The sequence below is a fragment of the Micromonospora sp. Utrum1 genome (assembly GCF_057197805.1).
This window is the reverse complement of the sequence record NZ_CM170071.1, coordinates 4,947,323-4,973,278: the sequence shown is the minus strand read 5'-3', so window position 1 is coordinate 4,973,278 and position 25,956 is coordinate 4,947,323. Positions and strand designations below refer to the sequence as shown.

The 25,956-nt window shown below is 71.0% G+C and carries 25 protein-coding genes and 2 pseudogenes; 21 read left to right on the top strand and 6 right to left on the bottom strand.

The window, feature by feature from the left end; all coding sequences use genetic code 11:
- Positions 1 to 61: 61 nt before the first annotated feature.
- Positions 62 to 514 (bottom strand): winged helix-turn-helix transcriptional regulator, encoded by a 453-nt coding sequence (locus AC0OLQ_RS23400; protein ID WP_484528048.1) that lies wholly within the window; start codon positions 512 to 514, stop codon positions 62 to 64.
- A gap of 91 nt (positions 515 to 605) precedes the next feature.
- Here AC0OLQ_RS23400 and AC0OLQ_RS23395 point away from each other — a divergent pair, with 91 nt between their 5' ends.
- Together AC0OLQ_RS23395 and AC0OLQ_RS23390 are read left to right on the top strand one after the other, a co-directional pair.
- Positions 606 to 1,199: a dihydrofolate reductase family protein gene (locus AC0OLQ_RS23395; RefSeq protein WP_484528047.1), complete on the top strand. Its 594-nt coding sequence runs from the start codon at positions 606 to 608 to the stop codon at positions 1,197 to 1,199.
- Positions 1,200 to 1,273: 74 nt separating this feature from the next.
- Positions 1,274 to 1,666, top strand: coding sequence for a TIGR03618 family F420-dependent PPOX class oxidoreductase (locus AC0OLQ_RS23390; RefSeq protein ID WP_357336152.1), 393 nt, complete (start codon positions 1,274 to 1,276; stop codon positions 1,664 to 1,666).
- A gap of 87 nt (positions 1,667 to 1,753) precedes the next feature.
- On the opposite strand, the gene AC0OLQ_RS23385 is transcribed toward AC0OLQ_RS23390, so the two are convergent.
- Positions 1,754 to 3,103 (bottom strand): D-alanyl-D-alanine carboxypeptidase family protein, encoded by a 1,350-nt coding sequence (locus AC0OLQ_RS23385; RefSeq protein ID WP_484528046.1) that lies wholly within the window; start codon positions 3,101 to 3,103, stop codon positions 1,754 to 1,756.
- Positions 3,104 to 3,647: 544 nt separating this feature from the next.
- Here AC0OLQ_RS23385 and AC0OLQ_RS23380 point away from each other — a divergent pair.
- On the top strand, positions 3,648 to 3,926 hold the full coding sequence (locus AC0OLQ_RS23380) for a hypothetical protein (RefSeq protein ID WP_484528045.1): 279 nt from the start codon (positions 3,648 to 3,650) through the stop codon (positions 3,924 to 3,926).
- 214 nt (positions 3,927 to 4,140) lie between these two features.
- Here the strand turns inward: AC0OLQ_RS23380 and AC0OLQ_RS23375 are convergent, their stop codons facing one another.
- Positions 4,141 to 5,574, bottom strand: coding sequence for a glycoside hydrolase family 10 protein (locus AC0OLQ_RS23375; RefSeq protein ID WP_484528044.1), 1,434 nt, complete (start codon positions 5,572 to 5,574; stop codon positions 4,141 to 4,143).
- A gap of 236 nt (positions 5,575 to 5,810) precedes the next feature.
- Positions 5,811 to 6,998, bottom strand: coding sequence for an endo-1,4-beta-xylanase (locus tag AC0OLQ_RS23370; RefSeq protein WP_484528043.1), 1,188 nt, complete (start codon positions 6,996 to 6,998; stop codon positions 5,811 to 5,813).
- 369 nt (positions 6,999 to 7,367) lie between these two features.
- Between AC0OLQ_RS23370 and AC0OLQ_RS23365 the strand changes: the two genes are divergently transcribed.
- On the top strand, positions 7,368 to 8,387 hold the full coding sequence (locus tag AC0OLQ_RS23365; protein WP_484528042.1) for a LacI family DNA-binding transcriptional regulator: 1,020 nt from the start codon (positions 7,368 to 7,370) through the stop codon (positions 8,385 to 8,387).
- Between the two features lie 55 nt (positions 8,388 to 8,442).
- On the opposite strand, the gene AC0OLQ_RS23360 is transcribed toward AC0OLQ_RS23365, so the two are convergent.
- Entirely contained in the window at positions 8,443 to 9,447 is a 1,005-nt protein-coding gene (locus tag AC0OLQ_RS23360; protein WP_484528041.1) for a LacI family DNA-binding transcriptional regulator, read from the bottom strand.
- Between the two features lie 22 nt (positions 9,448 to 9,469).
- Here AC0OLQ_RS23360 and AC0OLQ_RS23355 point away from each other — a divergent pair, with 22 nt between their 5' ends.
- Genes AC0OLQ_RS23355 through AC0OLQ_RS23340 form a run of 4 tightly spaced genes read left to right on the top strand, consistent with a single transcriptional unit; the run spans position 9,470 to position 15,119 of the window.
- The gene (locus AC0OLQ_RS23355; protein WP_484528040.1) at positions 9,470 to 10,897 is read left to right on the top strand and encodes an ABC transporter substrate-binding protein; all 1,428 of its coding nucleotides are present in this window, start codon (positions 9,470 to 9,472) and stop codon (positions 10,895 to 10,897) included.
- A complete protein-coding gene (locus AC0OLQ_RS23350) occupies positions 10,894 to 11,892 on the top strand; it encodes a carbohydrate ABC transporter permease (protein WP_484528039.1) in 999 nt (332 codons plus the stop codon). The genes AC0OLQ_RS23355 and AC0OLQ_RS23350 overlap by 4 nt, the downstream gene beginning before the upstream one ends.
- Positions 11,889 to 12,755 (top strand): carbohydrate ABC transporter permease, encoded by an 867-nt coding sequence (locus AC0OLQ_RS23345; RefSeq protein ID WP_484532411.1) that lies wholly within the window; start codon positions 11,889 to 11,891, stop codon positions 12,753 to 12,755. Before AC0OLQ_RS23350 ends, AC0OLQ_RS23345 begins: the two co-directional genes overlap by 4 nt.
- 39 nt (positions 12,756 to 12,794) lie before the next feature.
- Positions 12,795 to 15,119, top strand: coding sequence for a beta-xylosidase/alpha-l-arabinosidase (locus AC0OLQ_RS23340; RefSeq protein WP_484528038.1), 2,325 nt, complete (start codon positions 12,795 to 12,797; stop codon positions 15,117 to 15,119).
- Positions 15,120 to 15,231: 112 nt separating this feature from the next.
- Here AC0OLQ_RS23340 and AC0OLQ_RS23335 read toward each other — a convergent pair whose 3' ends face one another.
- Positions 15,232 to 16,248: a LacI family DNA-binding transcriptional regulator gene (locus tag AC0OLQ_RS23335; protein WP_484532410.1), complete on the bottom strand. Its 1,017-nt coding sequence runs from the start codon at positions 16,246 to 16,248 to the stop codon at positions 15,232 to 15,234.
- A 168-nt stretch (positions 16,249 to 16,416) separates the two neighbouring features.
- Here AC0OLQ_RS23335 and AC0OLQ_RS23330 point away from each other — a divergent pair, with 168 nt between their 5' ends.
- The 13 genes and pseudogenes from AC0OLQ_RS23330 to AC0OLQ_RS23270 all read left to right on the top strand — a co-directional run bounded on the left by AC0OLQ_RS23330 (position 16,417) and on the right by AC0OLQ_RS23270 (position 25,906).
- A complete protein-coding gene (locus tag AC0OLQ_RS23330; protein ID WP_484528037.1) occupies positions 16,417 to 17,382 on the top strand; it encodes an acetylxylan esterase in 966 nt (321 codons plus the stop codon).
- Positions 17,383 to 17,428: 46 nt separating this feature from the next.
- A complete protein-coding gene (locus tag AC0OLQ_RS23325; RefSeq protein ID WP_484528036.1) occupies positions 17,429 to 18,331 on the top strand; it encodes a M15 family metallopeptidase in 903 nt (300 codons plus the stop codon).
- A 285-nt stretch (positions 18,332 to 18,616) separates the two neighbouring features.
- Entirely contained in the window at positions 18,617 to 18,802 is a 186-nt protein-coding gene (locus AC0OLQ_RS23320; protein WP_484528035.1) for a hypothetical protein, read from the top strand.
- 18 nt (positions 18,803 to 18,820) lie between these two features.
- Positions 18,821 to 19,096: pseudogene (locus AC0OLQ_RS23315) on the top strand (glycoside hydrolase family 11 protein); the annotation flags it as partial.
- Positions 19,093 to 19,671, top strand: coding sequence for an IS607 family transposase (locus AC0OLQ_RS23310; RefSeq protein ID WP_484528034.1), 579 nt, complete (start codon positions 19,093 to 19,095; stop codon positions 19,669 to 19,671). The pseudogene AC0OLQ_RS23315 and the gene AC0OLQ_RS23310, both read left to right, overlap by 4 nt.
- The gene (gene tnpB, locus AC0OLQ_RS23305) at positions 19,668 to 21,047 is read left to right on the top strand and encodes an IS607 family element RNA-guided endonuclease TnpB (protein ID WP_484528033.1); all 1,380 of its coding nucleotides are present in this window, start codon (positions 19,668 to 19,670) and stop codon (positions 21,045 to 21,047) included. The genes AC0OLQ_RS23310 and tnpB overlap by 4 nt, the downstream gene beginning before the upstream one ends.
- 10 nt (positions 21,048 to 21,057) lie before the next feature.
- Positions 21,058 to 21,621, top strand: a pseudogene (locus AC0OLQ_RS23300) (glycoside hydrolase family 11 protein); the annotation flags it as partial.
- Positions 21,622 to 21,898: 277 nt separating this feature from the next.
- A complete protein-coding gene (locus tag AC0OLQ_RS23295; RefSeq protein ID WP_484528032.1) occupies positions 21,899 to 22,072 on the top strand; it encodes a hypothetical protein in 174 nt (57 codons plus the stop codon).
- Positions 22,073 to 22,187: 115 nt separating this feature from the next.
- Positions 22,188 to 22,958, top strand: a complete 771-nt coding sequence (locus tag AC0OLQ_RS23290) for a GntR family transcriptional regulator (RefSeq protein ID WP_484528031.1) — start codon at positions 22,188 to 22,190, stop codon at positions 22,956 to 22,958.
- A 114-nt stretch (positions 22,959 to 23,072) separates the two neighbouring features.
- A complete protein-coding gene (trpB, locus tag AC0OLQ_RS23285; protein WP_484528030.1) occupies positions 23,073 to 24,275 on the top strand; it encodes a tryptophan synthase subunit beta in 1,203 nt (400 codons plus the stop codon).
- Positions 24,272 to 25,054, top strand: a complete 783-nt coding sequence (gene trpA, locus AC0OLQ_RS23280) for a tryptophan synthase subunit alpha (RefSeq protein ID WP_484528029.1) — start codon at positions 24,272 to 24,274, stop codon at positions 25,052 to 25,054. The genes trpB and trpA overlap by 4 nt, the downstream gene beginning before the upstream one ends.
- A 49-nt stretch (positions 25,055 to 25,103) precedes the next feature.
- On the top strand, positions 25,104 to 25,427 hold the full coding sequence (locus AC0OLQ_RS23275; protein ID WP_484528028.1) for an ArsR/SmtB family transcription factor: 324 nt from the start codon (positions 25,104 to 25,106) through the stop codon (positions 25,425 to 25,427).
- Positions 25,424 to 25,906, top strand: coding sequence for an SRPBCC family protein (locus tag AC0OLQ_RS23270; RefSeq protein WP_484528027.1), 483 nt, complete (start codon positions 25,424 to 25,426; stop codon positions 25,904 to 25,906). The genes AC0OLQ_RS23275 and AC0OLQ_RS23270 overlap by 4 nt, the downstream gene beginning before the upstream one ends.
- Positions 25,907 to 25,956: the final 50 nt, after the last annotated feature.

Genomic DNA, 25,956 nt, shown 5'->3' with positions numbered 1-25,956 from the left:
GACGGACCGCCTGCGAAGCGGCCCGATCGTGGGTATTCCACGACGACCGGGCTGGTCTCGCTCACACGGCCGCGCCGGGGCCGGGCAGCGGGTCGACGTCGTTCGCGTGCATCGGCTCGCCGCAACGGGTGCAGCGTAGGTCGACGCCGCCGATCTCGCCGCACGCGTGGTGGCGGTAGAGCACCGGCGGGCCGGCCTCGCCCGCGAGCCACTTGTCCCCCCAGCCGGCCATGACCATGAGCAGGTCGACCAGTTCGGCGCCCTTCTCCGTCAGGACGTACTCGTAGCGCGGCCGCCGGTCGTAGGGGCGGCGCTCGAGCACGCCCTGGTCGACGAGGTGGTTCAGCCGCTCGGTCAGGACCTTGCGCGAGATACCGAGGTCGGCCTGGAGCTGCTCGAAGCGGGTGAGCCCGACCCACACATCACGCAGGACCAGTGGGGACCACGGCTCCCCGATGACGTCGAGCGTGCGCGCGATCGAGCACGCCATTCTGCTGAAGTCCGTGCGCTGCATGGAACCAGTCTAGCGATTGGGGTTCCCTCAGGGAACTGACGTTGCTATGGTCACAGCGTCTCTTCAAGGAACCCCAGAAAGGATTGCCGAGATGAGCAAAGTCATCAGCGCCCACGCGGTGTCGGTCGACGGGTACATCACCGGCCGCGAGCCCGGCGCCGGGCGTGGGCTGGGCGACGGGACGATGCTCTTCGACTGGTACTTCGACGGGGACACGCCCAGCCAGGTGTTCGACGGGTTCAGGCTGAGTGCGGCCAACGCCCGAGTCTTCGACGCCCTCGCCGGGCGCCTGGGCGCGGTCGTGGCGGGCCGCAACACCTACGAGGACTCCGACCACTTCGGAGGCGGCAGCCCTCATCCGGCGGCCCGCTTGTTCGTCCTCAGCCACCGGCCGGCACCGGAGATGACCGAGCGGCAGACCCTCGTCACCACCGGCATCGAGGACGCGGTCGCCGCGGCCCGCGAGGCCGCCGGCGACAAGGACGTCGGCCTCATGGGCGGCGGCGTCGTGACCGAGGCGTTGAGGGCGGGGCTCGTCGACGAGGTGGTCCTCCACCAGGTGGCGGTCCTGCTCGGCGGCGGCCGGCCCTTCTTCCAGTCGCTTCCCGAGCACGTGCGCCTCCGCCTCGTCGACGCCGTCCCGGCGCCGGGCGTCACCCACCTCCACTACGAGGTCGAGCGCTGACCCCGGTCGCCGGCGCAGTCCCGTCGCCCGCCGACAACCACCGCCAGAAGCCCATCCGGAACCCACGCCAGGAGATGACCACCGTGCTCGACCCCGATGTGCGCCGCGTGCTCGACGGCACCTCGATCGCCCACCTCGCCAGCGTCCTGCCCGACGGCGCACCCCACTCCGTGCCGGTCTGGATCGGCACGCACGGCGACCACGTCGTGATCCTCACCGGTCCGCGCTCCCGCAAGGCCCGCAACCTGCGCCGCGACCCGCGGGTCGCGCTGTCGCTGACCCCAGCCGACAACCCGTTCCAGCCTGTCGTCGTCCGCGGCCGCGTCGTCGAATGGCTCGAAGGTGACGTGGCCTGGGCGATCGTCGACCAGCTGGCGATCAAGTACACCGGTCAGCCGTACGCGCGAGGCGAAGAGCGGGTCGTCGCGGTCATCGAGCCTGAGCGGCAGACGATCGGCGTCGGATGAGCGGTAGCCGCACGGGTGGCGCGCGGAAGCCGTGACCGTGACGCGTCGGACGGCAGCAGCCGGCTCGAGCCGGCCAACCACCATGGGCTACGGGTTGGCAGCCCGGCGCGCGGCCCTTCGTCGCCAGGGAACCGCAAGGAGCGGGGCGGCCAGTACGACGGCGCCCAGGCCGAGGACGGCCGCCAACGAGAACGGTGATCCTGCCCCGGCGTGACCGTGGCGCTCGCCTCTGACCTCGGCAATGGGACGGTCCTGCTTCTTCTCGTCGGGGGTGACCAGGCGGCCGACCGACGCGCCGGGCGGGAGAGCGAAGCCCCAGTCCAGCAGGGCCGCCGCCTCACCCAGGCTTCCCAGTGGCGCGGTCTCCGCGCCGAGCAGGGTCACGGCGAGCCGCCGGCCGTTGCGTTCGGCCACCCCCACGTAGGTCTGTCGGGCCAGGTCGGTGAAGCCCGTCTTCCCGCCGAGCGTCCCCGGGTAGTGGTCCAGCAGGGTGTTGTCGTGGGTGATGGAGAAGCCTGGCGTCCCCGGCTCTGCCGGTATCTCCGCCACTCGGGTGCCGATGTATCGCCGGAAGTCGGCGCGGGCGTAGGTGGCGCGCGCGATCAGCGCCAGGTCGTACGCGCTGGTGTACTGACCGGGGCCGTCCAGGCCGGACGGCGTCGCGGCGTGGGTCTGGTTCGCGCCCAGTCGGCGCGCCTCGTCGTTCATCGCCCGCACACCGCCCTCCCGCCCCGCGGTGCCACCGCCGGCGCGGGCCAGCACGTTGGCCGCGTCGTTTCCCGATCTGAGGAGAAGCCCCAGCCACAGACTCTTGATGGAGTAGCGGCCACCCTCGACCACCCCCATTCGTGAACTGGCCGGATCGAGATCCTGCAGATCCGCCCGGGTCACCTCGACCACCTGGGCCGGATCGAGGTGGGGCATCAGGGCCGCGGCCAGCAGCATCTTCTGCACGCTGGCCGGCGTGCGGTGCTCGTGCGGACCGCATCCACCCAGCACCGCACCACTGTCGAGGTCGGCCACGACCCACGAGGTGGCGGTCACCGCCGGCGCCGTCGACGCACCTGCGGGAATGGCCAGCCCCGCCGTCGCCAGCGTCTCGCCGCCGACGGCCAGGTCGGCGGGATCGACCGGTGGTGGCGACGGTGCGGCGGGCGGGGGCACTGGCGGCTTGACGGCCGGGCATGGCACGTACGGCGCGGACGCCGCCGACCTCGCTGACCCGGCCGCCACACCGGGCGTGGCCAGAATGGCGCTGAGCGCAATGGCAGCAAAACGAATAGCGGTCACGCTAAAGGACCGTAATTGCTCGCGAGGCGCGCACAGGCCGGGTTGCCGAAAGTAGTCCTGACCCGGCCAGAATTCCGGTCTTCGGCTCGACCGCGCCGATTCGATCGCCTTGTGCCGTTCGCGAAGCTCCTTCCCAACGGTGGACATACGCGATCGGCGCGGGCGCGCCCAACCAGCCCGGGCTGCTCCAACCGGGCCTCATCCGGCCGCCGGTGCCCGCACGGTCGGCGGTGGCCGCAAACGGAAACGCCAGGCGCAGTCGGGACGGGACGGGATGGGCGACCAGTGCTCTGCTATTTCTGTCGGGAACGGTTACGAAGGGAAATCAACGGCCTGTTCAATGCCATCAGGTAAAAGGTTTCCGGGTGAGGTTCGTCCTGGCCGCCCGCCAGTTACCTGTCGAGGCACGAAGATCAAGCCGAGAAGGTCCGGCCGTGCCCGATGGGCACACCCGCCGTTCCGGCAAGGAGAGGTCCGCCCGACTCCGATAGTTTCCGAAAATATTGACGTCTGTCGGTGTGATGTTCGAACTCTGGGCGTGTCACGACATCCGTGATCATCGATCAGGCGCCAGTCGCTCCATGGCCGTCGGGAGGAGAACTGTGGTGATCATCAGCTCGGGCCGGACAAGGATCCTTCGACGGTCGCCACGCTGGCGGTGGCGGCGCTCGCGGTGACAGGAGGGGTGACGGTGGTCGGGAGAACGCCGACCGCCGTGGCCGCCATCGACAGTCCCGTGGCCCCCGTGCCCGTGGAGGACGAGGGTGCGGACTGCCCGGTCCCCGAACCGGGCTCGTCGACCGCCAACGCCAAGCTTCCCGACCCGTTCCGGAAGTTCGACGGCACGCGCATCTCCGCGAAGTCGGAGTGGCGGTGCCGGCGAGCGGAGATCAATAAGCTGGCGGAGCGGTACGTCTACGGCGCGAAGCCGGCGAAGCCGACGGCATCGCCCACCTGCACCAGCCCCTGACCTGGGTGCTGCTCCGCGGGCGGCCGGGATCCCCGGTCGCCCGCTCGGCGCGCTCCGCCACTGTGGCGGGACCGGCGGAGGACGCCGAGGTGGTCCGGCCCGGTGCGGCCGTACCCCTGGATCGGCCCCGCCTCGCCGGTGGCGAGACGGGGCCAATGTGTTCCGGCAGCTCGCGGAGGGGACTGCGAGCTGCCGGAGAACCGGGTGCGGTCGGTCAGCCGGCGGTGCAGGTGGCGGTGCCGGACGGTCCGGTGCCGACACCCTGGAAGCCGAACTCGGTGGTGGCGCCGGCGCCGAGCTGGCCGTTGTAGCTGACGTTACGGAAGCTCACGGCGCCGCTGGTGCCGCTGGGCTGAGCGCTCCAGGTGTTGGTGATCGACGCACCCGAGGGCAGGGTGAGTGCCACGGCCCACCCGGTGAGCGGGCGCCCGCCTGCGGTGACCCGCACGGTGGTGACGAAGCCGCCCTGCCACTGCTGCAGCGTCAGGGAGGAGGTGCAGCCGCTGCCCGACGGCGGCGGCGTGGTCGGCGGCGGGGTCGTCGGGGGAGCGGTGGTGGGCGGCGGGGTGGTCGGGGGAGTGGTCGTGGGCGGCGGCGTGGTGCCGCCGGCGTTCAGGGCGTCGAGGACGGCCGTGTACGCCGGCTTCTTGTTGCCGTTGCCGTCGAACAGCAGCGGGGTGCCGCTCGACCGCCAGGAGTCGCTGTCCCGGATGCCCCAGACGGTGATGCCGGTGCAGCGGGACACGGCCAGGCAGTCCTTGACGACGTTGCCGTAGGTGGTGGCCTGGGTGGTGCCGGAGCCCTCGATGTCAAGCTCGGTGATCTGCACGTCGACGCCGAGGGCGGCGAAGTTCTGCAGGGTGGTGCGGTAGTTGCTCGGGTACGGCGAGCCGCTGTTGAAGTGCGACTGCAGGCCGACGCAGTCGATCGGCACGCCACGTGCCTTGAAGTCCTTGACCATGTTGTACACGGCCTGCGTCTTTTCCCAGGTCCAGTTGTCGGTGTTGTAGTCGTTGTAGCAGAGCTTGGCGGCCGGGTCGGCGGCGCGGGCGGTCCGGAAGGCCACCTCGATCCAGTCGTTGCCGGTGCGCTGGAGGTTGGAGTCGCGGCGGCCGCCACCGCTGTCGGCGAACGCCTCGTTCACCACGTCCCAGGCGTAGATCTCGCCCTTGTAGTGGGTGGCGACCTGGGTGATGTGGTTGACCATCGCCTGCCGCAGCGCCGTGCCGGACAGGTTCTGCGCCCAGCCCGGCTGCTGGGAGTGCCAGGCCAGCGCGTGTCCGCGCACCCGCATGCCGTTGGCCTGGGCGTGGCTGACGATCTTGTCGGCGTTCGTGAAGTTGAACTGTCCCTGGGACGGCTCGGTGGCGTCCCACTTCATCTCGTTCTCGGGGGTGACCATGTTGAACTCGCGGTTCAGGATGCCGACGTACGTGGCGTCCGAGAGCTTGTTCGCGGCCACCGCCGTGCCGAAGTAGCGGCCCTGCTCCGCCGCTGCCGACCCGAGCGTGGTCCCGGCGCTGGCACTGGAGGCCACCGCAACCGACGCGGCGATCATCGCCGCCCCGGCCGCCACCGACACCAGCGCGGCACGCCGCCGCCGTCGGCTCGTCGAGCTCCCGCTGCCGCGGGCGAGCACGTTGTCCATCAGGAAGCCTTTCGATAGCTGTACCGATGAGGAGGGCCGCTTCGACCACTGCCCGCCACGGTGGTCGGCTCGCTGCGCGGCTGCCCGGAAGCCGCGCGCACCGGGATCGTCTCCCGTGCCACCGTGAGTCGCCGAAGCGCGTCTTTGCGAAAAAGTACCGGAACCATTCCGATGTATCAATGCCACGCGCAAAGGGGGCCGGTCGACTGACCGGCCCCCGTTCACCATGACGTGCCCTAGCGGCGGGGCCGCTGCGGGATGCGCGGCAGCACGTAGGGCGGGCCGGTGAAGATCAGATCCGCCTTCACCTGCTGGTACGCCCGCTTGGGCTGGTAGTTCTCGTCGTAGAGGTTGGCGAGGCCCTCGTTGCTGAACGTGCCGGGCACCCAGGAGTGCTTGTCGGTGAAGCCCCAGACGGTGAACGACAGGCAGTGTCGCTCCGCCAGGCAGGCCTGCAGCAGCACGCTGTAGTTCGCCGCCGAGGCCTGCAACCGCGGGTTGATCTCGGCGGAGTCGCCCTCTCGCACTCCCTCGGTCAACTGGCTGCGCACGTCGACCTCGGTGAGCGCGGTCGCCAGCCCCAGCCCGGAAAACTTCCGCAGCGCTTCGGCGACCTGGAGGGTGCCGTAGTTGCCGTACTGGGTGCCGAGGTGGCCCTGGCTGCCGATGCCGTCGATCGGTACGCCCTGGGCCCGCAGGTCCTTGGCCATGTCGTACACGAACTGGGTCTTGTCGTCCGCCGGGTTCCCGGAGCCGAAGGCCTCGATGTTGTAGTCGTTGTAGAACAACAGGGCGTGCGGGTCGGCGGCCCGCGCCCAGCGGAAGGCGTCGGCGATGTAGCCCGGGCCGAGGTGCTGCGCCCAGAACCCCTTGTAGTGCAGGGTCGACGGGTTGTCCCACGGGTCGCTGACCGCCTCGTTGACCACGTCCCACTGCCAGATCTTGCCCTTGAAGTGGGTGACCACATTGGTGATGTGGTCGCGCAGGATGTCGCGCAGTTCCTCGGTGCTGATGGAGCCGTCGGCCACGCCGCTGGTCAGCCAGCCGGGCAGCTGGTTCTGCCAGACCAGGACGTGTCCGCGGACGCGCTGGTCGTGCTGCTCGGCGAAGGCGACGAGCTCGTCGGCCGGAGCCCAGTTGTAGGTGCCCCGGGTCGGCTCCAGGCTCTCCCACTTCATCACGTTCTCGGCGGTGACCGTGGAGAACTCCGCGGCGACCAGCTTGCGGTACTGGGGATCGGCGGGGTCGTCGAGGGCCGCCATGTCGACGGCCGTGCCGATCGCCAGGCCGTGGCGCAGCGCCAGGTTGCGCAGGCTCTGGTCGGCCGGGTCGTACGAGCGGCCGGCCGTGGCCGGCGCGCTGCTGAGGGTGGCGGCGGTGGCCACGGCGACAGCGCCGACGGCTATCCATCGTCGCAGTTTCATGAGTTTTCCTCCGGGTGCGAACGGGTCGACCGGGACGTCGACCGAGAGGGCGCGAGGGGCGCGGCAGGGTGGTGCGCCGGACGCCGATCAGAGGGACGGTGCGGGGAACAATGGTTCGAGCGCGGCCGAGCCGATACTTACGAGCAAAGTTCCGGTAACTGAGCCGGAACAATACGATTGTCGATCCCCCTCGTCAACCACCGGAGACCGGGCGCCGGCCCGCCCGTGGACGGGGTCAAGGCCCTGTCGGCCAGGCACGGCAGGGCCTTGACCCGGAACGCGGCGGGTCATAACGTGCCCCCAAGCGATCGAAAGTACCGGCATCCGACCGAAAGCCGCAGGGCTCGAGCGATGACGAAAGGGCGACCGGTGACATCGGACGATTCCCGGAAAGTCACCATCGCGGCGATCGCGCGGCTGGCCGGCGTCTCGGTGCCCACGGTGTCGCGGGTCGTCAACGGCCGCTCCGACGTCGCGCCGCAGACCCGGCAGCGGGTCGAGGAGTTGCTGACCCGGCACGGTTACCGCCGCCGGAGGCCGAGCATGCGGGCCAGCTCCGGTCTGATCGACCTGGTCTTCAACGACCTGGACAGCCCCTGGGCGGTCGAGATCATCCGTGGGGTCGAGGACGTCGCGCACGCGGCCGGCATCGGCACCGTGGTCTCCGCGATCCACCGGCGCAGCTCGTCGGCCCGGCAGTGGCTGGACAACCTGCGCACCCGCTCCACCGAGGGGGTCATCTTCGTGACGTCCACCCTGGAGCCGCCGCTGCAGGCCGAGCTGCGCCGTCTCAACATCCCCGTCGTCATCGTCGATCCCGCCGGGGTGCCCCCGCAGGAGGCGCCCACCATCGGCGCGACCAACTGGGTGGGCAGCCTGCGCGCGACCGAGTACCTGCTAGCACTCGGCCACCGGCGAATCGGGTTCATCGCCGGGCCGCCGCAGCTGATGTGCAGCCGGGCGCGCCTCGACGGCTACCGGACGGCGCTGGAGACCGCCGGCCTCGGCGTCGACGACGAGCTGATCCACCGGGGCAACTTCTACCACGAGGCCGGGTTCGCCGCCGGTAGCCAACTGCTGCGCCTGTCCGACCCGCCCACCGCGATCTTCGCCGCCAGTGACCAGATGGCCCTCGGCGTCTACGAAGCCGTCCGGCGACGCGGCCTGCGGGTGCCCGACGACATCAGCGTCGTCGGCTTCGACGACCTGCCGGATGTCCAGTGGTGCTCCCCGCCGCTGACCACCGTTCGGCAGCCCCTCGCCAAGATGGGCCTGCTCGCCGCCCGCACGGTCCTGCGCCTGGCTCAGGGCGAGCGGATCGAGAGCCCGCGGTTGGAACTGGCCACCGAGCTCGTCGTCCGCGACAGCGCGGCCCCACTGGTCGCCTGACTCCCACCGGCGTCCCGACCCGGTGCGAGTGAATGGGGGTGGACCGGTTACGGCATCACGGGTAGGGGCGGCACGAGGCCCGGACGACCAGTTCGGTGGGCAGCCGGATGTGTGTGTCGCGCTCGACGCCGGCGATCAGATCGATGAGCAGGCGCAACGCCTCCGCGCCCATGCGCTGCAGCGGTTGCATGATCGTCGTCAGCGGGGGGTTCACCAGCGCCGACTCCGGGACGTTGTCGAAGCCGATCACGGACAGGTCGTCGGGCACCGCGAGGCCCATGCTCCGGGCGACGTCCATCGTGGAGATCGCCGAAAGGTCGTTTCCCGCGAAGATCGCCGTCGGCCGGTCGGGGAGCGCGAGCAGTTCCGCCGCCGTACCGGCGGCGCTCTCGGTCCGGAACCCGCCGACGCGCACAATCCTCTCGTCCACCGGCACGTCGGCGTCGGCCATGGCCTTGCGGAAGCCCGCCTCGCGCAGGCGCGCCGACTCGAGGTCGGGGCGTCCGCTGATGTGCCCGATGCGGCGGTGGCCGAGCGACAGCAGGTAATTGGTGGCGAGCACGGCGCCGGCGAAGTTGTCCGAGTCGACGGTGGGCAGGCCGGAGGGGCCGGTATGGGGGTCGACGGCCACGACATGGAAGCCGTGCTTGGTCTCGATCACGGTCGGCGTGACGATCACGGCGCCGTCGATGAGGGTCCCGGACAGGCGGGCCAGCGAGCGCCGTTCCCAGCCTATGGCGGCGCCCTCGCCGTCGCCGCTGGAGTAGGCCAGTAGCTGGTATCCGCTGCCGGCGACCTCCCGGGACGCCCCCTTGAGCAGTTCGGTCGAGAACGGCTCGAACTCGGCGACCAGGATGCCCAGCACATTCGTGCGGTGGCTGCGCAGGCTCTGCGCCCCCAGGCTGGCCTCGTAGCCCAGCTCGTGGATGACCTGCTGGACGCGCTCCACGGTCGCCTGGGCCACGCCATACCGACCATTGACAACCTTCGATACGGTTGCCACCGAGACGCCGGCGGTACGTGCCACATCCGACATCTTGACGCGCTCCGGGAACACCACCCGACGATGATAGAGCCGCTGGGTGGACCCCGTCCCGAGGGACTCGAAAACGTTATCGATACCGATTGACACCAAGTTTCACGGCTGTAAAACTCCCCGGCAGGCCGAGTACCGCGACTGCCTGACGGAGGAGACATCGATGGCGACGAAGCGCCGTGCGGGTGCCGCCCTGGCACTGCTTATGACAAGCGCTCTCGTCGTCGCTGGTTGCAACAGCGGCGGCGACGACGAGGCGTCCAGCGAGAGTGAGCTGTACAAGAACCCGGTGACCCTGACCTGGTGGCACAACGCGCCCCAGGACGGGCCCGGCAAGACCTACTGGGAGAAGGTCGCCAAGGACTTCTCCGCGCTCCACCCGACCGTCAAGATCGAGATCGAGGCGATCGAGACCAATCAGCTGCAGCGCACCCGGATCCCCGCCGCGCTGCTGAGCAACGACCCGCCGGACGTCTTCATGACGTGGGGTGGCGGCGAGCTGGTCGAGCAGGTCGAGGCCGACTACCTCAAGGACCTCACCGACCAGGTCAAGACCGAGGTTGCCAACATCGGCAGCGCGGCCGAGATCTGGCAGGTGAACGGCAAGCAGTACGGTCTGCCGTTCCGGATGGGCATTGAGGGCATCTGGTACAACAAGGACATGTTCGCTCAGGCGGGCATCAGCGCTCCGCCGACGACTTTCGAAGAGCTCAACGCCGCGGTCACCAAGCTCAAGGCCATCAACGTCACCCCGATCGCCGTGGGCGCCGGTGACAAGTGGCCCGCCGCGCACTGGTGGTACAACTTCGCGCTGCGCGCTTGCTCGGTCGACACCCTGAAGAAGGCGGCCAAGGAGAAGGTCTTCGACGACCCGTGCTTCGTAAAGGCCGGCCAGGACCTGAAGGCCTTCATCGACACCAAGCCGTTCCAGAACAACTTCATCGCCACGCCGGGCCAGAACGACCCGACCAGCGCGAACGGTCTGCTCGCCAACGGCAAGGCCGCGATGGAGCTGATGGGCGACTGGAACCGGGGCACGCTGGACAACGTCGCCACGGACAAGGCGAAGCTCGCCAAGTTCCTCGGTTGGTTCCCCGTGCCGGCGATCTCCGGTTCCGCCGGTGACCCCAAGGCCGCCCTCGGCGGCGGCGACGGGTTCGCCTGCGCCAAGAACGCCCCGCCCGAGTGCGTCGAGTTTCTCAAGTACATCGTCAGCCCCGAGGTGCAGAAGGGCTACGCCGAGACCGGAACCGGCCTGCCCGTGACCAAGGGCGCGGAGACCGGAATCCAGGACCCCGCCCTGAAGTCCATTCTGCAGGCCACGTCCGAGGCGAGCTACGTGCAGCTCTGGCTGGACACCGCCTACGGCAGCACCGTCGGCACCGCGATGAACGACGGGATCGTTGGCATCTTCTCGGGCAAGGGGACGCCGGAGAAGGTCATCGCGGGGATGAAGGCAGCCGCGAGCAAGTGACCTCCACCGACCAAACCCGGTTCCCCGCCGGCGGCGTCTCCGCGCCGTCGGCGGGTCACCGGCCCGCCGGGCGCTCGTCCTCCCGCCGGGCCGAGACCCGCCGTAAGTGGTACGAGATCATCGGGCTCACGACGCCGGCGCTCGTGGTCTACGTGATGTTCGTGCTGGTGCCGATGGGCTTCGCGGTCTACTACAGCCTGTACCGATGGCGTGGGGTCGGGCCGCCCACCGAGTACATCGGCTTCAAGAACTACACGCTCGCCTTCCAGGACCCGATCTTTCTCGACGCGTTGCGCAACAACGCCATCATCGTGTTCGGGTCGCTGCTGATCCAGGGCCCCGTCGCCCTGGGCATCGCCCTGCTGCTCAACCGCCGCTTCCGCGGGCGCGCCGTGTTCCGCCTGCTGGCGTTCGTGCCCTACGTGCTCGCCGAGGTCACCGTCGGCATCATGTGGAAGCTGATCCTGGCCGAGGGCGGCACGGTCGACGCGCTGCTGCGGTCCCTGGGGCTGGGCAGCCTGATGCAGGCGTGGCTCGCCGACCTCGACGTCGTCATCTGGACGCTGCTGTTCGTCCTCACCTGGAAGTACGTCGGCTTCGCCATCATCCTCCTGCTCGCCGGCCTGTCGAACGTGCCGCACGAGCTGACCGAGGCCGCCGCGATCGACGGCGCGAGCTGGTGGCAGACCCAGCGCCACGTCACCCTCCCGCTGCTGGGGCCGACGATCCGGATCTGGATGTTCCTGTCGATGATCGGTTCGCTGCAGGTCTTCGACGTGATCTGGGTGACCTCGGTGCCCGCGATCCGGTCGCTCGGAGCCTCGGGGACCATGGCGACGTACATGGTGGACAACGGGTTCTTCGCCCGGCTGTGGGGCTACGGCAACGCGGTGGCCGTGATCCTCTTCGTCATCTCGTTCGTCGCGGCGCTGCTGTTCCAGCGCTTCATCCTCCGTCGGGACATCGAGGGCGCCATCACGAGAAGGGCGAACTGATCATGGCCGTGAACCCCGTCCATTCTCCGTCCGCCGGGCGCCGGCCGGTGTCGTGGGGCACCCCGCTGACATACGCGCTGGCGCTCGCGGTCGCGGCCGTGTCGATCGCGCCGATTCTCTACGTGATCGTCGGCGGTTTCCGCACCACTCCGCAGATCGTCGCGGACCCGGGCGGCCTGCCCGACCCGTGGGTCTTCGACAACTACACCCGGGTGCTGACGCAGAGCAAGTTCTGGCAGCAGGCGTTCAACAGCGGGGTGATCGCCCTCGGCACCACGCTCGGCGTGGTGGTGCTCGGCATGGCCGCCGCGTTCGTGCTGGCCCGGTACAGCTTCCGGGGGCGTGAGGGGCTCTACACCTTCTTCACCCTCGGCCTGCTCTTCCCGGCCGGGGCGGCGATCCTGCCGCTCTACCTGATGTTGCGGGATCTGGGCCTGGTCAACTCCTACTACGCGGTGATCCTCCCGCAGGTCGCCTTCCAGTTGCCGCTGACGATCGTGATCCTGCGGCCCTTCCTGTCCGCCATCCCGAGAGAGTTGGAGGACGCCGCCGCCATCGACGGCGCGAGTCGGCTCGGCTTCCTCTGGCGCATCGCGCTGCCGCTGTCGCGGCCCGCGCTCGTCACCGTCGGCGTCCTCGCGTTCGTGGCCAGTTGGAACGCGTTCCTGCTGCCGCTGCTCGTCCTCGGCGACGTCGACCTGCACACCCTTCCGCTCGGGGTGCAGAACTTCTCGAGCCAGTTCTCCACCGACACCGCGGGCGTCCTCGCCTTCACGTCGCTGGCGATGCTGCCGGCACTGTTCTTCTTCACGCTCGCCGAGAAGCAGATCGTCGGTGGCCTGCAGGGCGCGGTCAAGGGCTGAGCGGCAGCGGTACAAGCACAACCAGAGGAAAGGCACAGCATGACTGAGGTCCACGCGGTGGTGGACGGGCCGGTACCGGCCCAGGCAGCTCCCGCCCACGACCGGCCGGACGGACATGCCGGCGAGGCGCGCGTACGTGAGCTGCTCGGGCGGATGACGATCGAGGAGAAGATCGCCCAGCTCGTCGGCTTCTGGGAGAAGGAGGACGGCGAGGCGGTCGCACCCCTGCAGGGCGAGTTCGGCGACGCCGTCAAGCTCGAGGACTTCGCCCGGCACGGACTCGGCCATCTCACCCGGGCCTACGGCACCCGCCCGGTCGACGCCGCGGCCCGCGCGGCCTGGCTGTGGAAGTTCCAGCGGGACCTGGTGACGGGCACCAGGCTGGGGATCCCGGCGATCGTCCACGAGGAGTGCCTCACCGGGCTCTCGGCGTGGAAGGCGGCCACCTTCCCCACCCCGCTGGGCTGGGGCGCCGCGTTCGATCCCGAGCTCGTCACCGAGATGGCCGCGGCGATCGGGGCCTCGATGCGGGCGCTGGGCATCCACCAGGGCCTCTCCCCGGTACTCGACGTGATCCGGGACCCGCGCTGGGGCCGGGTCGACGAGTGCATCGCCGAGGACCCTTACCTGGTCGGCACCATCGGCACGTCGTACGTGCGCGGCCTCCAGTCGCAGGGCGTGCACGCCACGCTGAAGCACTTCGCCGGCTATTCCGCGTCGCGCGCCGGGCGCAACTTCGCCCCGGTGCATGCCGGCCCTCGGGAGCTCGCCGACGTGCTGTTCCTTCCGTTCGAGATGGCGATTCTCGACGGGAACGCCCGCAGCATCATGCACTCCTACACCGAGATCGACGGCGTGCCCGTGGCCGCCGATCCGGCGATGCTGACCGGCGTGCTGCGGGACAGGTGGGGCTTCGACGGCACGCTGGTGTCCGACTACTACGGCGTCGCCTTCCTGAATCTGCTGCACCATGTCGCGGCCGACCACGCGGAGGCGGCCGTGCAGGCGCTGGACGCGGGTGTCGACATCGAGCTCCCCACGGGCGACGCCTATCTGACCCTGCGGGAGAGGGCGCAGGCCGGCAAGCTCGACGAAGCGCTCATCGACCGGGCGGTGCTGCGGGTCCTGCGCCAGAAGCTGGAACTCGGGCTGCTCGACGCCACGTTCACCGACGAGCCGCCCCGGGCGGTCGACCTCGACTCACCGGAGCACCGGTCCATCGCCCGTCGCCTCGCCGAGGAGTCGGTCGTCCTGGTCGCCAACCAGGACATCCTTCCTCTGCCCGCGGGCCGGCGCGTGGCGGTCATCGGCCCGAACGCGGACCGGCAGGCCGCGCTCTTCGGGTGCTACTCCTTCCTCAACCACGTGCTCGTCCAGCATCCGGGCGTGGAAGCCGGCATCGAGGTGTCGACCGTCCTCGACGCGGTCCGCGCCGAGTTCGGCGCCGACCTCGTCACCTGGGCGAGTGGCTGCGAGGTGGACACCGAGGACCGCTCCGGTTTCGCGGAGGCCGTCGCCACGGCATCCTCCGCGGAGGTGGCCGTGCTGGTCGTCGGTGACCACGCCGGCCTCTTCGGGCGCGGCACGGTCGGCGAAGGCTGCGACCGGGAGGACCTGGAGCTGCCCGGTGTCCAGCGCGAGCTCGTCGAGGCCGTGCTGGCCACCGGCACGCCGGTCGTCCTCGTGCTGGTCGCGGGCCGTCCGTACGCGGTCGGCTGGGCACTGTCGCGCTGCGCGGCGGTGGTGCAGGCGTTCTTTCCCGGTGAGGAGGGGGCCGGAGCGATCGCGGGCGTGCTCTCCGGGCGGGTCAACCCGTCGGGCCGGCTGCCGGTCAGCCTGCCGGGCTCGGCGGGGGCGCAGCCGTACTCGTACCTGCACCCGACGCTGGGCGAGGGCAGTGAGGTGACCAACCTGCCGGCGACGCCGGCGGCGGCGTTCGGCCACGGCCTGTCCTACACGACGTTCGAGCACACGGGCCTCACCGCGCCGGCCACCGCACCGACCGACGGGGCGCTGCACGTGACGGTGCGCGTGACGAACACCGGCGCGGTCGCCGGCGACGACGTGGTCCAGCTCTACGGCCGCGACCCGGTGGCCTCGGTGACCCGGCCGGTGGCGCAGCTGCTCGGCTACCGGCGGGTCCACCTGGAGCCGGGCCAGTCGGTCACCGTCGAGCTGACGGTCCCCACCACTCGCCTGGCCTTCTCCGACCGCACGCTCACCCGGGTGGTGGAGCCCGGCGACGTCGAACTCTGGATCGGCACGAGCGCACGGCGGGACACGGAGGCGCTGACCACCCTGGTCGGTGACACCGTGCCGGTCACCAACGATTCTCCGCGCTGGACGACGTCCGAGATCAGGTGAGGCCGGTCCGCCGGGCGTCCCCGTGGACGCCCGGCGGACCAGCACCCGCTCAGTGGACGGGCCGTGCCGGCGCTGAGCCCGCCCACGGCGGCCTGGAGTGCGGCGGCGGGCGCTAGTCGGGGCGGGCTGAGCTGTCCCGGACCACGAGTTCGGTGGCCAGCTCCACGCGCGGCGACTCGATCTCCTCGCCCTGGGCCAGGCGCAGCACCGTGCGGGCGGCGAGCCGGCCCATCTCCACCAGCGGCTGGCGCACCGTGGTCAGCGGCGGGGACGCCCACCGGGCTTCGGGCAGGTCGTCGAAGCCGACCACGCTGACGTCGTCCGGGACCCGCAGCCGTCGGCGGCGGACGGCCTCGTAGACGCCGAAGGCCATCTGGTCGCTGGCCGCGAAGATCGCGGTGGGCGGGTCGTCGAGGTCGAGTAGGTTGCTGCCGGCGGTGAAGCCGGAGGCGTGGTAGAAGTCGCCGGGCTGCACCAGCCGGTCGTCCAGCGGTACGCCGGCCGCCTCCAGCGCGGCCCGGTAGCCGTCCAGCCGGGCTCGGCTGCACAGCAGGTGCGTGGGGCCGGCCACGAAACCGATCCGGCGGTGCCCGAGGCCGAGCAGGTGCTCGGTGGCGGCGAGACCGCCGGACCAGTTGGTGGCACCGATGGTGGGCACGCCGCTCGCGGGTGCGCCGGCCGGGTCGACCACCACCACCGGCACGTTGAGCCGGCGCAGCTGGGCGTGCACGGGCGGGGTCAGGTGGGAGGTCACCACGATGACGCCGTCCGAGGCGCGGGCGCGCAGGTTCTGCAGCCACTGCCGTGTCGAGGTGGACTCGCGGTGGATCGCCGAGACGACGGTGCCCACCCCGACGGTGTGGCCGACGTCCTCCACCCCACGGACGATCTCCAACGCCCACGGGCTGTCCAGATCGGGGAAGACCAGGTCGAGCAGGGCCGCGCGGTGCGCGGCACGGCTGCGGCGCCGCCGGTAGCCGTGGTGGCGCAGCAGTTCCTCGACCCGCTCCCGGGTGCCCGGGGCGACATCGGAGCGCCCGTTGAGCACCCGGGACACGGTCGGCACCGAGACACCGGCCTCCCGCGCGATCACCGTGATGGTCACCCTGCGCCCGTCGTCCGCGTTCACCCGCGTCTCCTTCACCCGCCCGTCCTCGGTCATCTTGCCGCACCGGGCGAGGGTTGACGACAGCGCCGGGCGGTCCTAGCGTGCCGAGAGATCGCGGCGCCGTTCCGGAAATCTGTCGGCCGTTTCCGGCCGCCTGGCCCCGAGCACCCGACGAGTCGAGAGGCGGCCGTGTACACCGACCTGCCCGAGGCGGCGTTGCGCACCTACCGCAGCGCCATGCGTGAACCGGACGACTTCGACGCCTTCTGGGCCGACACCCTCGCCGAGGCCCGCGCGTGCGACGGCGACCTCGCCGTGACGCCGCTGGACACCCCGTTGACCGGCCTGGACGTGTTCGACGTGACGTTTCCCGGCTTCGCCGGCCAGCCGGTGAAGGCGTGGCTGCGCGTGCCGCGCGGCGCCGCCGGCCGGCTGCCGACGATCGTGCAGTACGTCGGCTACGGCGGCGGTCGCGGCCACCCGCTGGAGAACCTCCTCTGGGCCGCCGCCGGCTTCGCCCACCTGCAGATGGACAGCCGCGGGCAGGGGTCCGGCTGGAGCCGGGGCGACACCCCGGACATCGCCGGGGCCGGCCCGCAGGCCCCCGGGATGACCACCCGGGGCGTCGAGGACCCGCGCCGGTACTACTACCGCCGCTTCCTCACCGACGCGGTCCGGGCCGTCGACGCGGCCCGCCGGCTGCCCGCCGTCGACCCGGGCCGGGTGGCGGTGCTCGGCCACAGCCAGGGCGGCGGGGCCGCGCTGGCCGCCGCGGCCCTGGTGCCGGACCTGCGGGCGGCCGTGGCGTACGTGCCGTTCCTGTGCGACATCCCGCGCGCGGTCACGGTCACCGACGCCTTCCCGTACCGGGAGATCCGGGACTACCTGGCGGTGCACCGGGACCGGGAGGAGCAGGTGCTGCGCACCCTCGGCTACGTCGACGGGGTCGCGTTCGCCCGTCGGGCCACCGTGCCGGCCCGCTTCTCGGTGGCGCTGATGGACGAGATCGTGCCCCCGTCCACGGTCTTCGCCGCGGTCAACGCCTACCGGGGACCGGCCGAGCTGACGGTGTGGCGGTACAACGGCCACGAGGCGGGCGGCATCGACGACGACGTGGCGGCGCTCGGCTTCCTCCGTACCGCGCTCGACAGCTGACCGGTTGCCGGCCCGGCGGGCCGGCGAGCCTGGTAGACACAGCAGGGTGGGAACGGGTCGGCGCGCGGCCGCCGTCGTGGCCGCCCTGGCCACGACGCTCGCCGCGGCCTGCCAGCAGCCCGCCCCGAGCCCACCGCCGACACCGGCGCCGACCTCGGTGCCGACCTCGGTGCCGACCTCGGTGCCGACCTCGGTGCCGACCTCGGCGCCGACCTCGGCGCCCGCGCCGTCGGCCGGCCCCAGCGGTCCGCACGCCCCGGCCGACATCGTCGACCTGGCCACCGTCGACCCGAGCGTCCGCACCGACATCAGGTACGCCACCGCGCACAACTTCGTGGGCCGCCCGATCGCCGGCTACCCCGAACCGCTCTGCCTGCTCACCCGCCGGGCGGCGGAGGCGCTGCACCGGGTGCAGGCCGCCGCCCTGGCGCAGGGCCGCAGCCTCAAGGTGTACGACTGCTACCGCCCGCAGCGGGCGGCGGACGACTTCGTCACCTGGGCGAAGCTCCCCGGCGAGCAGCGGATGAAGGGGGAGTTCTATCCGGACGAGCCGAAGAGCCGGCTCTTCGCCGACGGCTACATCGGCGCGCCGACCGCCCACAGCCGGGGGAGCACCCTCGACCTGACCCTGGTCCCGGTGCCCACCCCCGACCAGCCCGCGTACGTACCGGGCCAGCCGCTGATGGCCTGCACCGCGCCCGCCGGCCGGCGCTTCCCGGACAACTCCGTTGACATGGGCACCGGGTTCGACTGCTTCGACCCCCGCGCGCACACCGCCGACGCTCGGGTCACCGGCGCGGCCCGGGCCAGCCGGGAGCTGCTGAAACGGCTGATGACCGCGCAGGGCTTCGAGAACTACCCGCGCGAGTGGTGGCACTACCGATACGTCGACGAGCCGTACCCGGACACGTACTTCAACTTCCCGGTGGCCCGGTCGTCGCTGCGCTGAGCGTCGCCTCGGCGGCGACTTTCGGAATCCCTCCGGAACGTCGGACGAGACCGGGTCGAACCACCCTTCTCGTGCCGGACGATTGAGTTGCCGCCCCGGATCCCGATCCATCGCGCATGCCGTTTGAACAGCCAGAATGCTTCCTTGTCGGGATTCTTTGTGGCCGGCAGTTTCCACAACGTTTCCGGAAGTTGTTGACACCGCGAACGACCGAGCTCAGTACTGGCGCCCTCCAGGCCCATCTATTCACGTCGATGCGGACCGCTCACGAGGAGGAAGCAAGTCATGAACGACATCCCTGTCCGTTCGAGGACCCGCAGCCGCGGACGCCTCGGGACACTCATCGGTCGTGCCTGCGCCGTCGCCCTGGTCACCGCCGGCGCCACGGCCGTCCTGTCCAGCCCTGCCCACGCCGACACCGTCACGTCGAATTCGACCGGGACCAACAACGGCTACTTCTATTCCTTCTGAAAGGACAGCGGCAACGTCTCCATGACCATGGGTAGCGGCGGCCAGTACAGCACCCAGTGGAGCAACGTCAACAACTTCGTCGCCGGTAAGGGCTGGAATCCCGGCGCGCGCCGGACCGTCACCTACTCCGGCACCTTCAGCCCGTCCGGCAACGCGTACCTGACCCTCTACGGGTGGACGAGGAACCCGCTCGTCGAGTACTACATCGTCGACAGCTGGGGCACCTACCGGCCGCCGGGCGGGCAGGGGGTGTCGGCAGTTGCCAGGGTAGTAAGCGATAGTATGCTGTCGTGAACTTGAAAGAGTGGGCGAGGCAGGAGGGCGTCCATCCGGTAACGGCGTATCGCTGGTTCCGGGAGGGCAAGCTGCCGGTGCCCGCTCGACGAGTCGGCGGCCTGATCCTTGTGGAGCGGGCCGCCGACTCGTCGCCGCAGGCGACGACGGCGGTGGTTTACGCCCGGGTGTCCTCGGCCGATCAGAGAGCGGACCTGGATCGGCAGGTCGCCCGGGTGGCCGCGTGGGCGACCGGGCAGAACCTTGCCGTGTCGCGGGTAGTGACCGAGGTCGGATCGGCGCTCAACGGGCACCGCAAGAAGTTCCTCACTCTGCTGCGCGACCCGACCGTGACGACCATCGTGGTCGAACACCGCGACCGGTTCGCCCGCTTCGGAGCCGAGTACGTCGAAGCCGCACTCGCCGCACAGGGCCGCCGGCTGCTGGTAGTCGACCCGGCTGAGGTGGACGACGATCTGGTCCGCGACGTTACCGAGATCCTCACGTCGCTGTGCGCCCGTCTGTACGGTCGCCGCGCGGCCGCGAACCGCGCCCGGCGCGCGGTCGAAGCCGCCACGGGAGACAACCCGGCGTGAAGACGGTCCAGGCGTACCGGTTCGCCCTCGATCTCACCCCGGCGCAGGAGCGTGCGGTGCTGGCGCACGCCGGAGCGGCCCGGGTCGCGCACAACTGGGCGCTGGCCCGAGTGAAGGCGGTCATGGGTCAGCGGGCTGCCGAGCGCACCTACGGCGTCCCGGACGACCAGCTCACCCCGACGATCGGATGGTCATTGCCGGCGTTACGCCGGGAGTGGAACGCGGCCAAGGCCGAGGTCGCGCCGTGGTGGCGGGAGTGCTCCAAGGAGGCGTTCAACACTGGCTTGGACGCCCTCGCCCGAGGGCTGAAGAACTGGGCAGACTCCCGAGGCGGCAAGCGCAAGGGCCATCCGGTCGGGTTCCCGCGATTCAAGTCCCGCCGCCGCACCACACCATGCGTGCGGTTCACCACCGGCACGATCCGCGTCGATGCGGACCGTAAGCATGTCGTGCTGCCCCGGCTGGGCCGGTTGAAGCTGCACGAGTCCGCCCGGAAACTCGCCCGCCGCCTCGACAACGACACCGCCCGGATCATGTCCGCGAGCGTGCGGCGCGACGGCGGACGCTGGCACGTCGCGTTCACCGTCGAGGTTGAGCGCGCCGACCGGGTGCCGGTCCGCCGCGCCTGCACGGCCGGTGTCGACGTCGGGATCACACACCTTGCCGTGCTGTCCACCGGTGAGCTGGTGCCCAACCCGCGCTACCTCGGCCACGCCCAACGCCGCCTGCGGGGGCTCGGCCGGGCGCTGGCACGCAAGACCGGCCCTAACCGGCGTACCGGCCAGTGCCCGTCGAACCGGTGGCAACGCGCTTCGGCGCGACTCGGCCGAGCACACGCCCGGGTGGCGAACCTACGCCGCGATGGCCTGCACAAACTCACCACCCGCCTCGCCCGCGAGCACGGCACGGTCGTGGTGGAAGACCTCAACGTGGCCGGGATGCTGCGCAACCGGCGGCTGGCCCGGCACGTCGCTGACGCCGGGTTCGCCGAGATCCGCCGACAGCTCACATACAAGACCTCGTGGAACGGTGGCCGGCTGATCGTCGCCGACCGCTGGTATCCGTCCTCCAAGACCTGCTCTGGTTGCGGCGCGGTGAAAGCCAAGCTGGCCCTGCACGAGCGTGAGTACGAATGTGAGGCGTGCGGCCTGGTCACCGACCGGGACGCCAACGCCGCCCGCAACCTGGCCGCCCTCGCGGCTGAGGAAGCAACCGCCGGGAGTGGCCCGGTGGCTGGACGTGGAGCCGACCATAAGACCCGCCCCGGTGGGCCGGTGGCTGTGAAGCGTCAACCCGGCACGGCATCAGCCGGTCAGACCGGGACCGTCCCACCGCAAGGCGGGACTACCAACTGTGCATTCACCAAAGCGCACTGAGAGGTAACGGTTCATGGGCACCGTGACCACCGACGGCGGCACGTACGACATCTACCGCACCCAGCGGGTCAACGCGCCCTCCATCGAGGGCACCAGGACCTTCTACCAGTACTGGAGCGTGCGGCAGTCGAAGCGCGTGGGCGGCACCATCACCGCCGGCAACCACTTCGACGCGTGGGCCCGCTACGGAATGAACCTCGGCACCCACGACTACCAGATCCTGGCCACGGAGGGTTACCAGAGCAGCGGAAGCTCCAACATCACGGTGGGCGGTGGCACCTCACCCGGGCCCACCACCCCGCCGCCCGGTGGCGGCTGCACGGTCAGCGTCAGCCGTGGCGACGAGTGGAGCGACCGGTTCAACGTGAACTTCTCGGTCAGCGGCAGCAGCAACTGGGTCGTCACCATCCGCACGAACGGCGGTCAGACCCTGCAGAACAGCTGGAACGCCTCGATCAGCGGCACCAGCGGCACCCTCACGGCCCGCCCCAAGGGCAACGGCAACAACTTCGGCATCACGCTCTACAAGAACGGCAACAACACCACCCCCAGCGCGAGCTGCGCGACCGGCTGACCGGCTCGGATCGCGGGCCGGAGGGGGGAGCCTCCGGCCCGCGACCGCGGTTTCGCCCCGGGACGCCGCGGGTAGGTCGCGCCATGGCGGCCGTGCCGGTCGCCGGTTCACCGAGGTCGTCGGCCTGCAGCGGTACGCCATCTACCTCCAGGACTACGGCTCGCAGTCCGGGCTGCGCCTGGCGCTGAGCGCGCCGGAGCGGGTCGCGGCGCTGGTCATCCAGAACGGCGACATCTATCCGGACCAGCACGGGCCGAAGTACGCGCCGCTCAAGGAGATGTGGGCCGAGCCGTACGCGCAGGCGCTGGCGGCGGTGGCCCCGAACGTCTCGGAGCGGGGATTCCGCGACGAGTTCCTGGGCGAACTACCCGACGCGGAGCTGCACCTGCTCGACGGGGGACACTGGCTGGTGGAGCTGATGCGCGACTTCCCGGCGCGCGTGCACCGCTAGCCCGGCGGGTGGCCCGTTCTCGTCGGCCACCCGGCGGCCATACGCTGGCACCCGGAAGAAGCACCCGGTGGGCGGCGCGATCCGCTCCGTTCCGACTCTCAGGGCTGGGCGACGTATGGGCGACATTCTGGGCAGGACACCCAAGTACGTGGTGATCCGCGACGACCTGATCAGGCGGATCAGGAACGGCGAGTTCGCCCCGGGCGACGCGCTGCCCGGCCAGCGGCACCTGAGTGACGAGTACGGGGTCAGCCTCATGACGCTGCGCCAGGCGCTGGACGAGCTGTGCGACCAGGGCGTGGTGGAGCAGCTTCCCGGCAAGGGCACGTACGTCCGCGCGGTGCCCGTGCCGTACTCGATGGGAAACCTGCGCAGCCTGGCCGACGACCTGCGCGCGCACGGCATCGAGGTGCTGACCCGGGTGCTGGACCAGGAGATCATCCCCGTGCCCGAGGACCTGGCCGTGCGGTTCGGAATCCCGGCGGGCACTTCGGTCCTCAGGCTGGAGCGGATCCGCGTCATCCGGGGCACCCCGCTGATCCACCAGCTGTCCTACATCCCGCAGCCGTTCGCCGAGCCGCTCCGGGGCGTCGACTTCGAGAAGCAGGAGCTCTACGCCGTTCTGGCCGAGCGGGCCGACGCGGTGGCGGTGCGGGCCGAGGAGACGGTCGCGCCGGTCCTGATGTCCGCGCACATCGCCGAGCTGCTCGGCCTGCCCGCGGGTCAACCGGCCATGCGCAGTGAGCGGGTCACCCGCGACGGCAACGGGCGCACCCTGGTCGTCGACCTCGCCGTCCTCGCCGGGAGCAGCGTGGTGATCGTGAACACCCGGGAGGTCAGCGGTCACCAGCTGAGCTACGCGATGGGGGACGACGCCCCCGCGTAGCCCCCGCACCGTGTAGCGGGCTCAACAGTCGGCCAGAACTTACACGCTGTTCTAGAACTCACGTCAAGGGGCTGGTATAACAGGCACAGTTCTAGAACCCTGAGGAGGAGTGTCATGGACCAGCTCCTGCGCGCCGGTCGTCCGGTCGTCGCGGCCGACAGCCGCCCGCCGGTCGGACTCGGCAGGTTCGGCGAGTACGGCGGCCGCTTCGTCCCGGAGTCGCTCGTGCCCGCCTGCGAGGAGGTCGAGCGGGCGTTCGCCGAGGCCTGGGCCGACCCGTTGTTCCGGGCCGAGCTGCACCAGGTGCTCTCGATCTACGTGGGCCGGCCGACGCCGCTGACCCCGGCGGCGCGGCTCTCCGCGGAGCTGGGTATCAATCTGCTGCTGAAGCGGGAGGACCTCACCCACACCGGCTCGCACAAGATCAACAATGTCTTGGGCCAGGCGCTGCTGGCGCGGCGGATGGGCCGGCGCCGGCTGATCGCCGAGACCGGCGCGGGTCAGCACGGCGTGGCGACCGCCACGGCGGGCGCCCTGCTCGGCATGGCGACCACGGTCTTCATGGGCGAGCGGGACACCGAGCGGCAGCAGCTCAACGTCTTCCGGATGAAGATGCTCGGCGCTGAGGTGGTCCCGGTGACCTCGGGCAGCCGCACCCTCAAGGACGCGTGCAGCGAGGCGATGCGCCACTGGGTCACCGCCGTCGAGGACTCCTACTACTGCCTCGGCTCGGCGATGGGTCCGCACCCGTACCCCTGGATGGTCCGGGAGTTCCAGCGGGTGATCGGCGACGAGGCCCGCACGCAGTGCGCGGCCACCCTCCGCGCCGGCGCCCCCGACTTCGTCGTGGCCTGCGTCGGCGGGGGCTCCAACGCGGCCGGCACGTTCGCCGGCTTCGTCGACACACCGGCCCGGTTGGTCGGCGTCGAGGCCGCCGGCGGCGCCGCCATCAGCGCCGGCTCCACGGGCGTGCTGCACGGTTTCCGGTCGAAGGTCCTGCAGGACGCGCACGGACAGATCACCGAGGCCCACTCGATCGCGCCGGGCCTGGACTACCCGGGCGTCGGCCCGGAGCACGCGTACCTGGCGGATCTGGGCCGGGCCAGTTACGTGACCGTGGACGACGCCGAGGTCCTGGCGGCGACGCACCGGCTGGCCCGCACCGAGGGCATCCTCTGCGCGCTGGAGTCCGCCCACGCGGTGGCCTGGGTGATCCGCGCCGCCGGCGACGGCACGATCCCCCCGGCCGCCAGGGTGATGCTCACCCTCTCCGGCCGGGGTGACAAGGACATGTCGACCCTCATGGAGCTGTCGTGAACGCACTGGAGACCCGGAGCCGCGCGGCCAGGGCGGCCGGCCGGAAGTTGCTCGTGCCGTACGTGACCGGCGGGATCACCGAGGACTGGACCGACCTGCTCCGGGCCGCGGTGGACGCCGGCGCCGACGCCATCGAGGTCGGCCTCCCGTTCTCCGATCCGACCCTGGACGGCCCGGTCGTCCAACAGGCCTCGTACCAGGCGCTGAGCCGGGGCGCGACGGCGGGACGCATCCTGGACGAGGCGTCCCGGCTCGGGCTGCCGGTGCCGCTGATCGCGTTCACCTACGCCAACCTGGTGCTGCGCAACGGTGTGGACGCGTTCTGCGGCGCCCTCGCCGATGCCGGGGTGCGCGGCCTGATCGTGCCGGACCTGCCGATCGACGAGGCGGACCCGGTCGCCACGGCGGCGGAGGACGCGCAGGTCGATCTCGTGCTGCTCGCCTCGCCGTCCACCCCGGCGCGACGCCGGATCGAGATCGCCAAGCGCAGCCGCGGCTTCGTGTACGCGGTCAGCGTCATGGGGACCACCGGCGAGCAGTCCGAGCTGCGCGAGTCCGGCCGCCACCTGGTGGCGTCGCTGCGGCAGGCCACCGACCTGCCGGTGGTGCTCGGGTTCGGCATCTCCGGCCCGGAACAGGCGGGCGAGGCCGCCGGCTACTCCGACGGCGTGGCCGTGGGCTCGGCGGTGATGCGCCGGGTGCTGGACGGGGCCGGCCCGGCGGAGCTCGGCCGGTTCCTGGCCCGGCTGCGCGCCGCGCTGGACGCGGCCGGCGGCTGACGCCTGACGGCCTTGACTCGCGGGAGCCGTAAGCGGTAGCTTACCGTTCGTGGCTACTTACCGAACGGGCGATGGCTGGGACGCGTTGGGTGATCCCACCCGACGCGCCATCGTCGAGTGCCTGGCCGAGCGACCCCGCGCCGTCGGCGAACTCGCCGACGAACTGCCGATCAGCCGACCGGCGGTGTCCCAGCACCTCAAGGTCCTCAAGGACGCCGGGCTGGTCACCGACCGGGCGGCCGGAACCCGCCGGGTCTACCGGCTCAATCCGGTGGCCGTGGCCGCGCTCCGGGACCAGCTGGACACCTTCTGGCACCGCGCGCTGGACAGCTACAAGGCCGTCGTCGAACAACCGAATGAGGAGACCCCATGACCGAGACAACAGCCCCGGCCGTCCGCCGGGAGATCGTCGTCGAGGCGCCGCTGGAACGGGCGTTCACCGTGTTCACCGAGCGGTTCGGTGACTTCAAGCCGCCGGAGCACAACCTGCTCGGTGCGGCGATCGCGGAAACGGTGTTCGAACCCAAGGTCGGCGGCCACATCTACGACCGAGGTGTCGACGGCAGCGAATGCCGCTGGGCACGCGTGCTCGCCTACGAACCGCCGAACCGGGTCGTGTTCAGCTGGGACATCAGCCCCCGGTGGCAGGTGGAGACCGACCCGGACAACACCAGCGAGGTCGAGGTCCGCTTCATCGCCGAAACCCCGCAACGCACCCGGGTGGAGCTGGAACACCGCCACCTCGACCGGCACGGCCCGGGCTGGCAGTCCGTCCACGACGGCGTCAGTCACGACGAGGGATGGCCGCTGTACCTCACCCGGTACGCCGCCCTGTTCACCCGGAGCAGCTGAGGCCGCCGAGCACCGGCAGCCACGAGGTCGGCCGGCCGGCGTGGGACCCT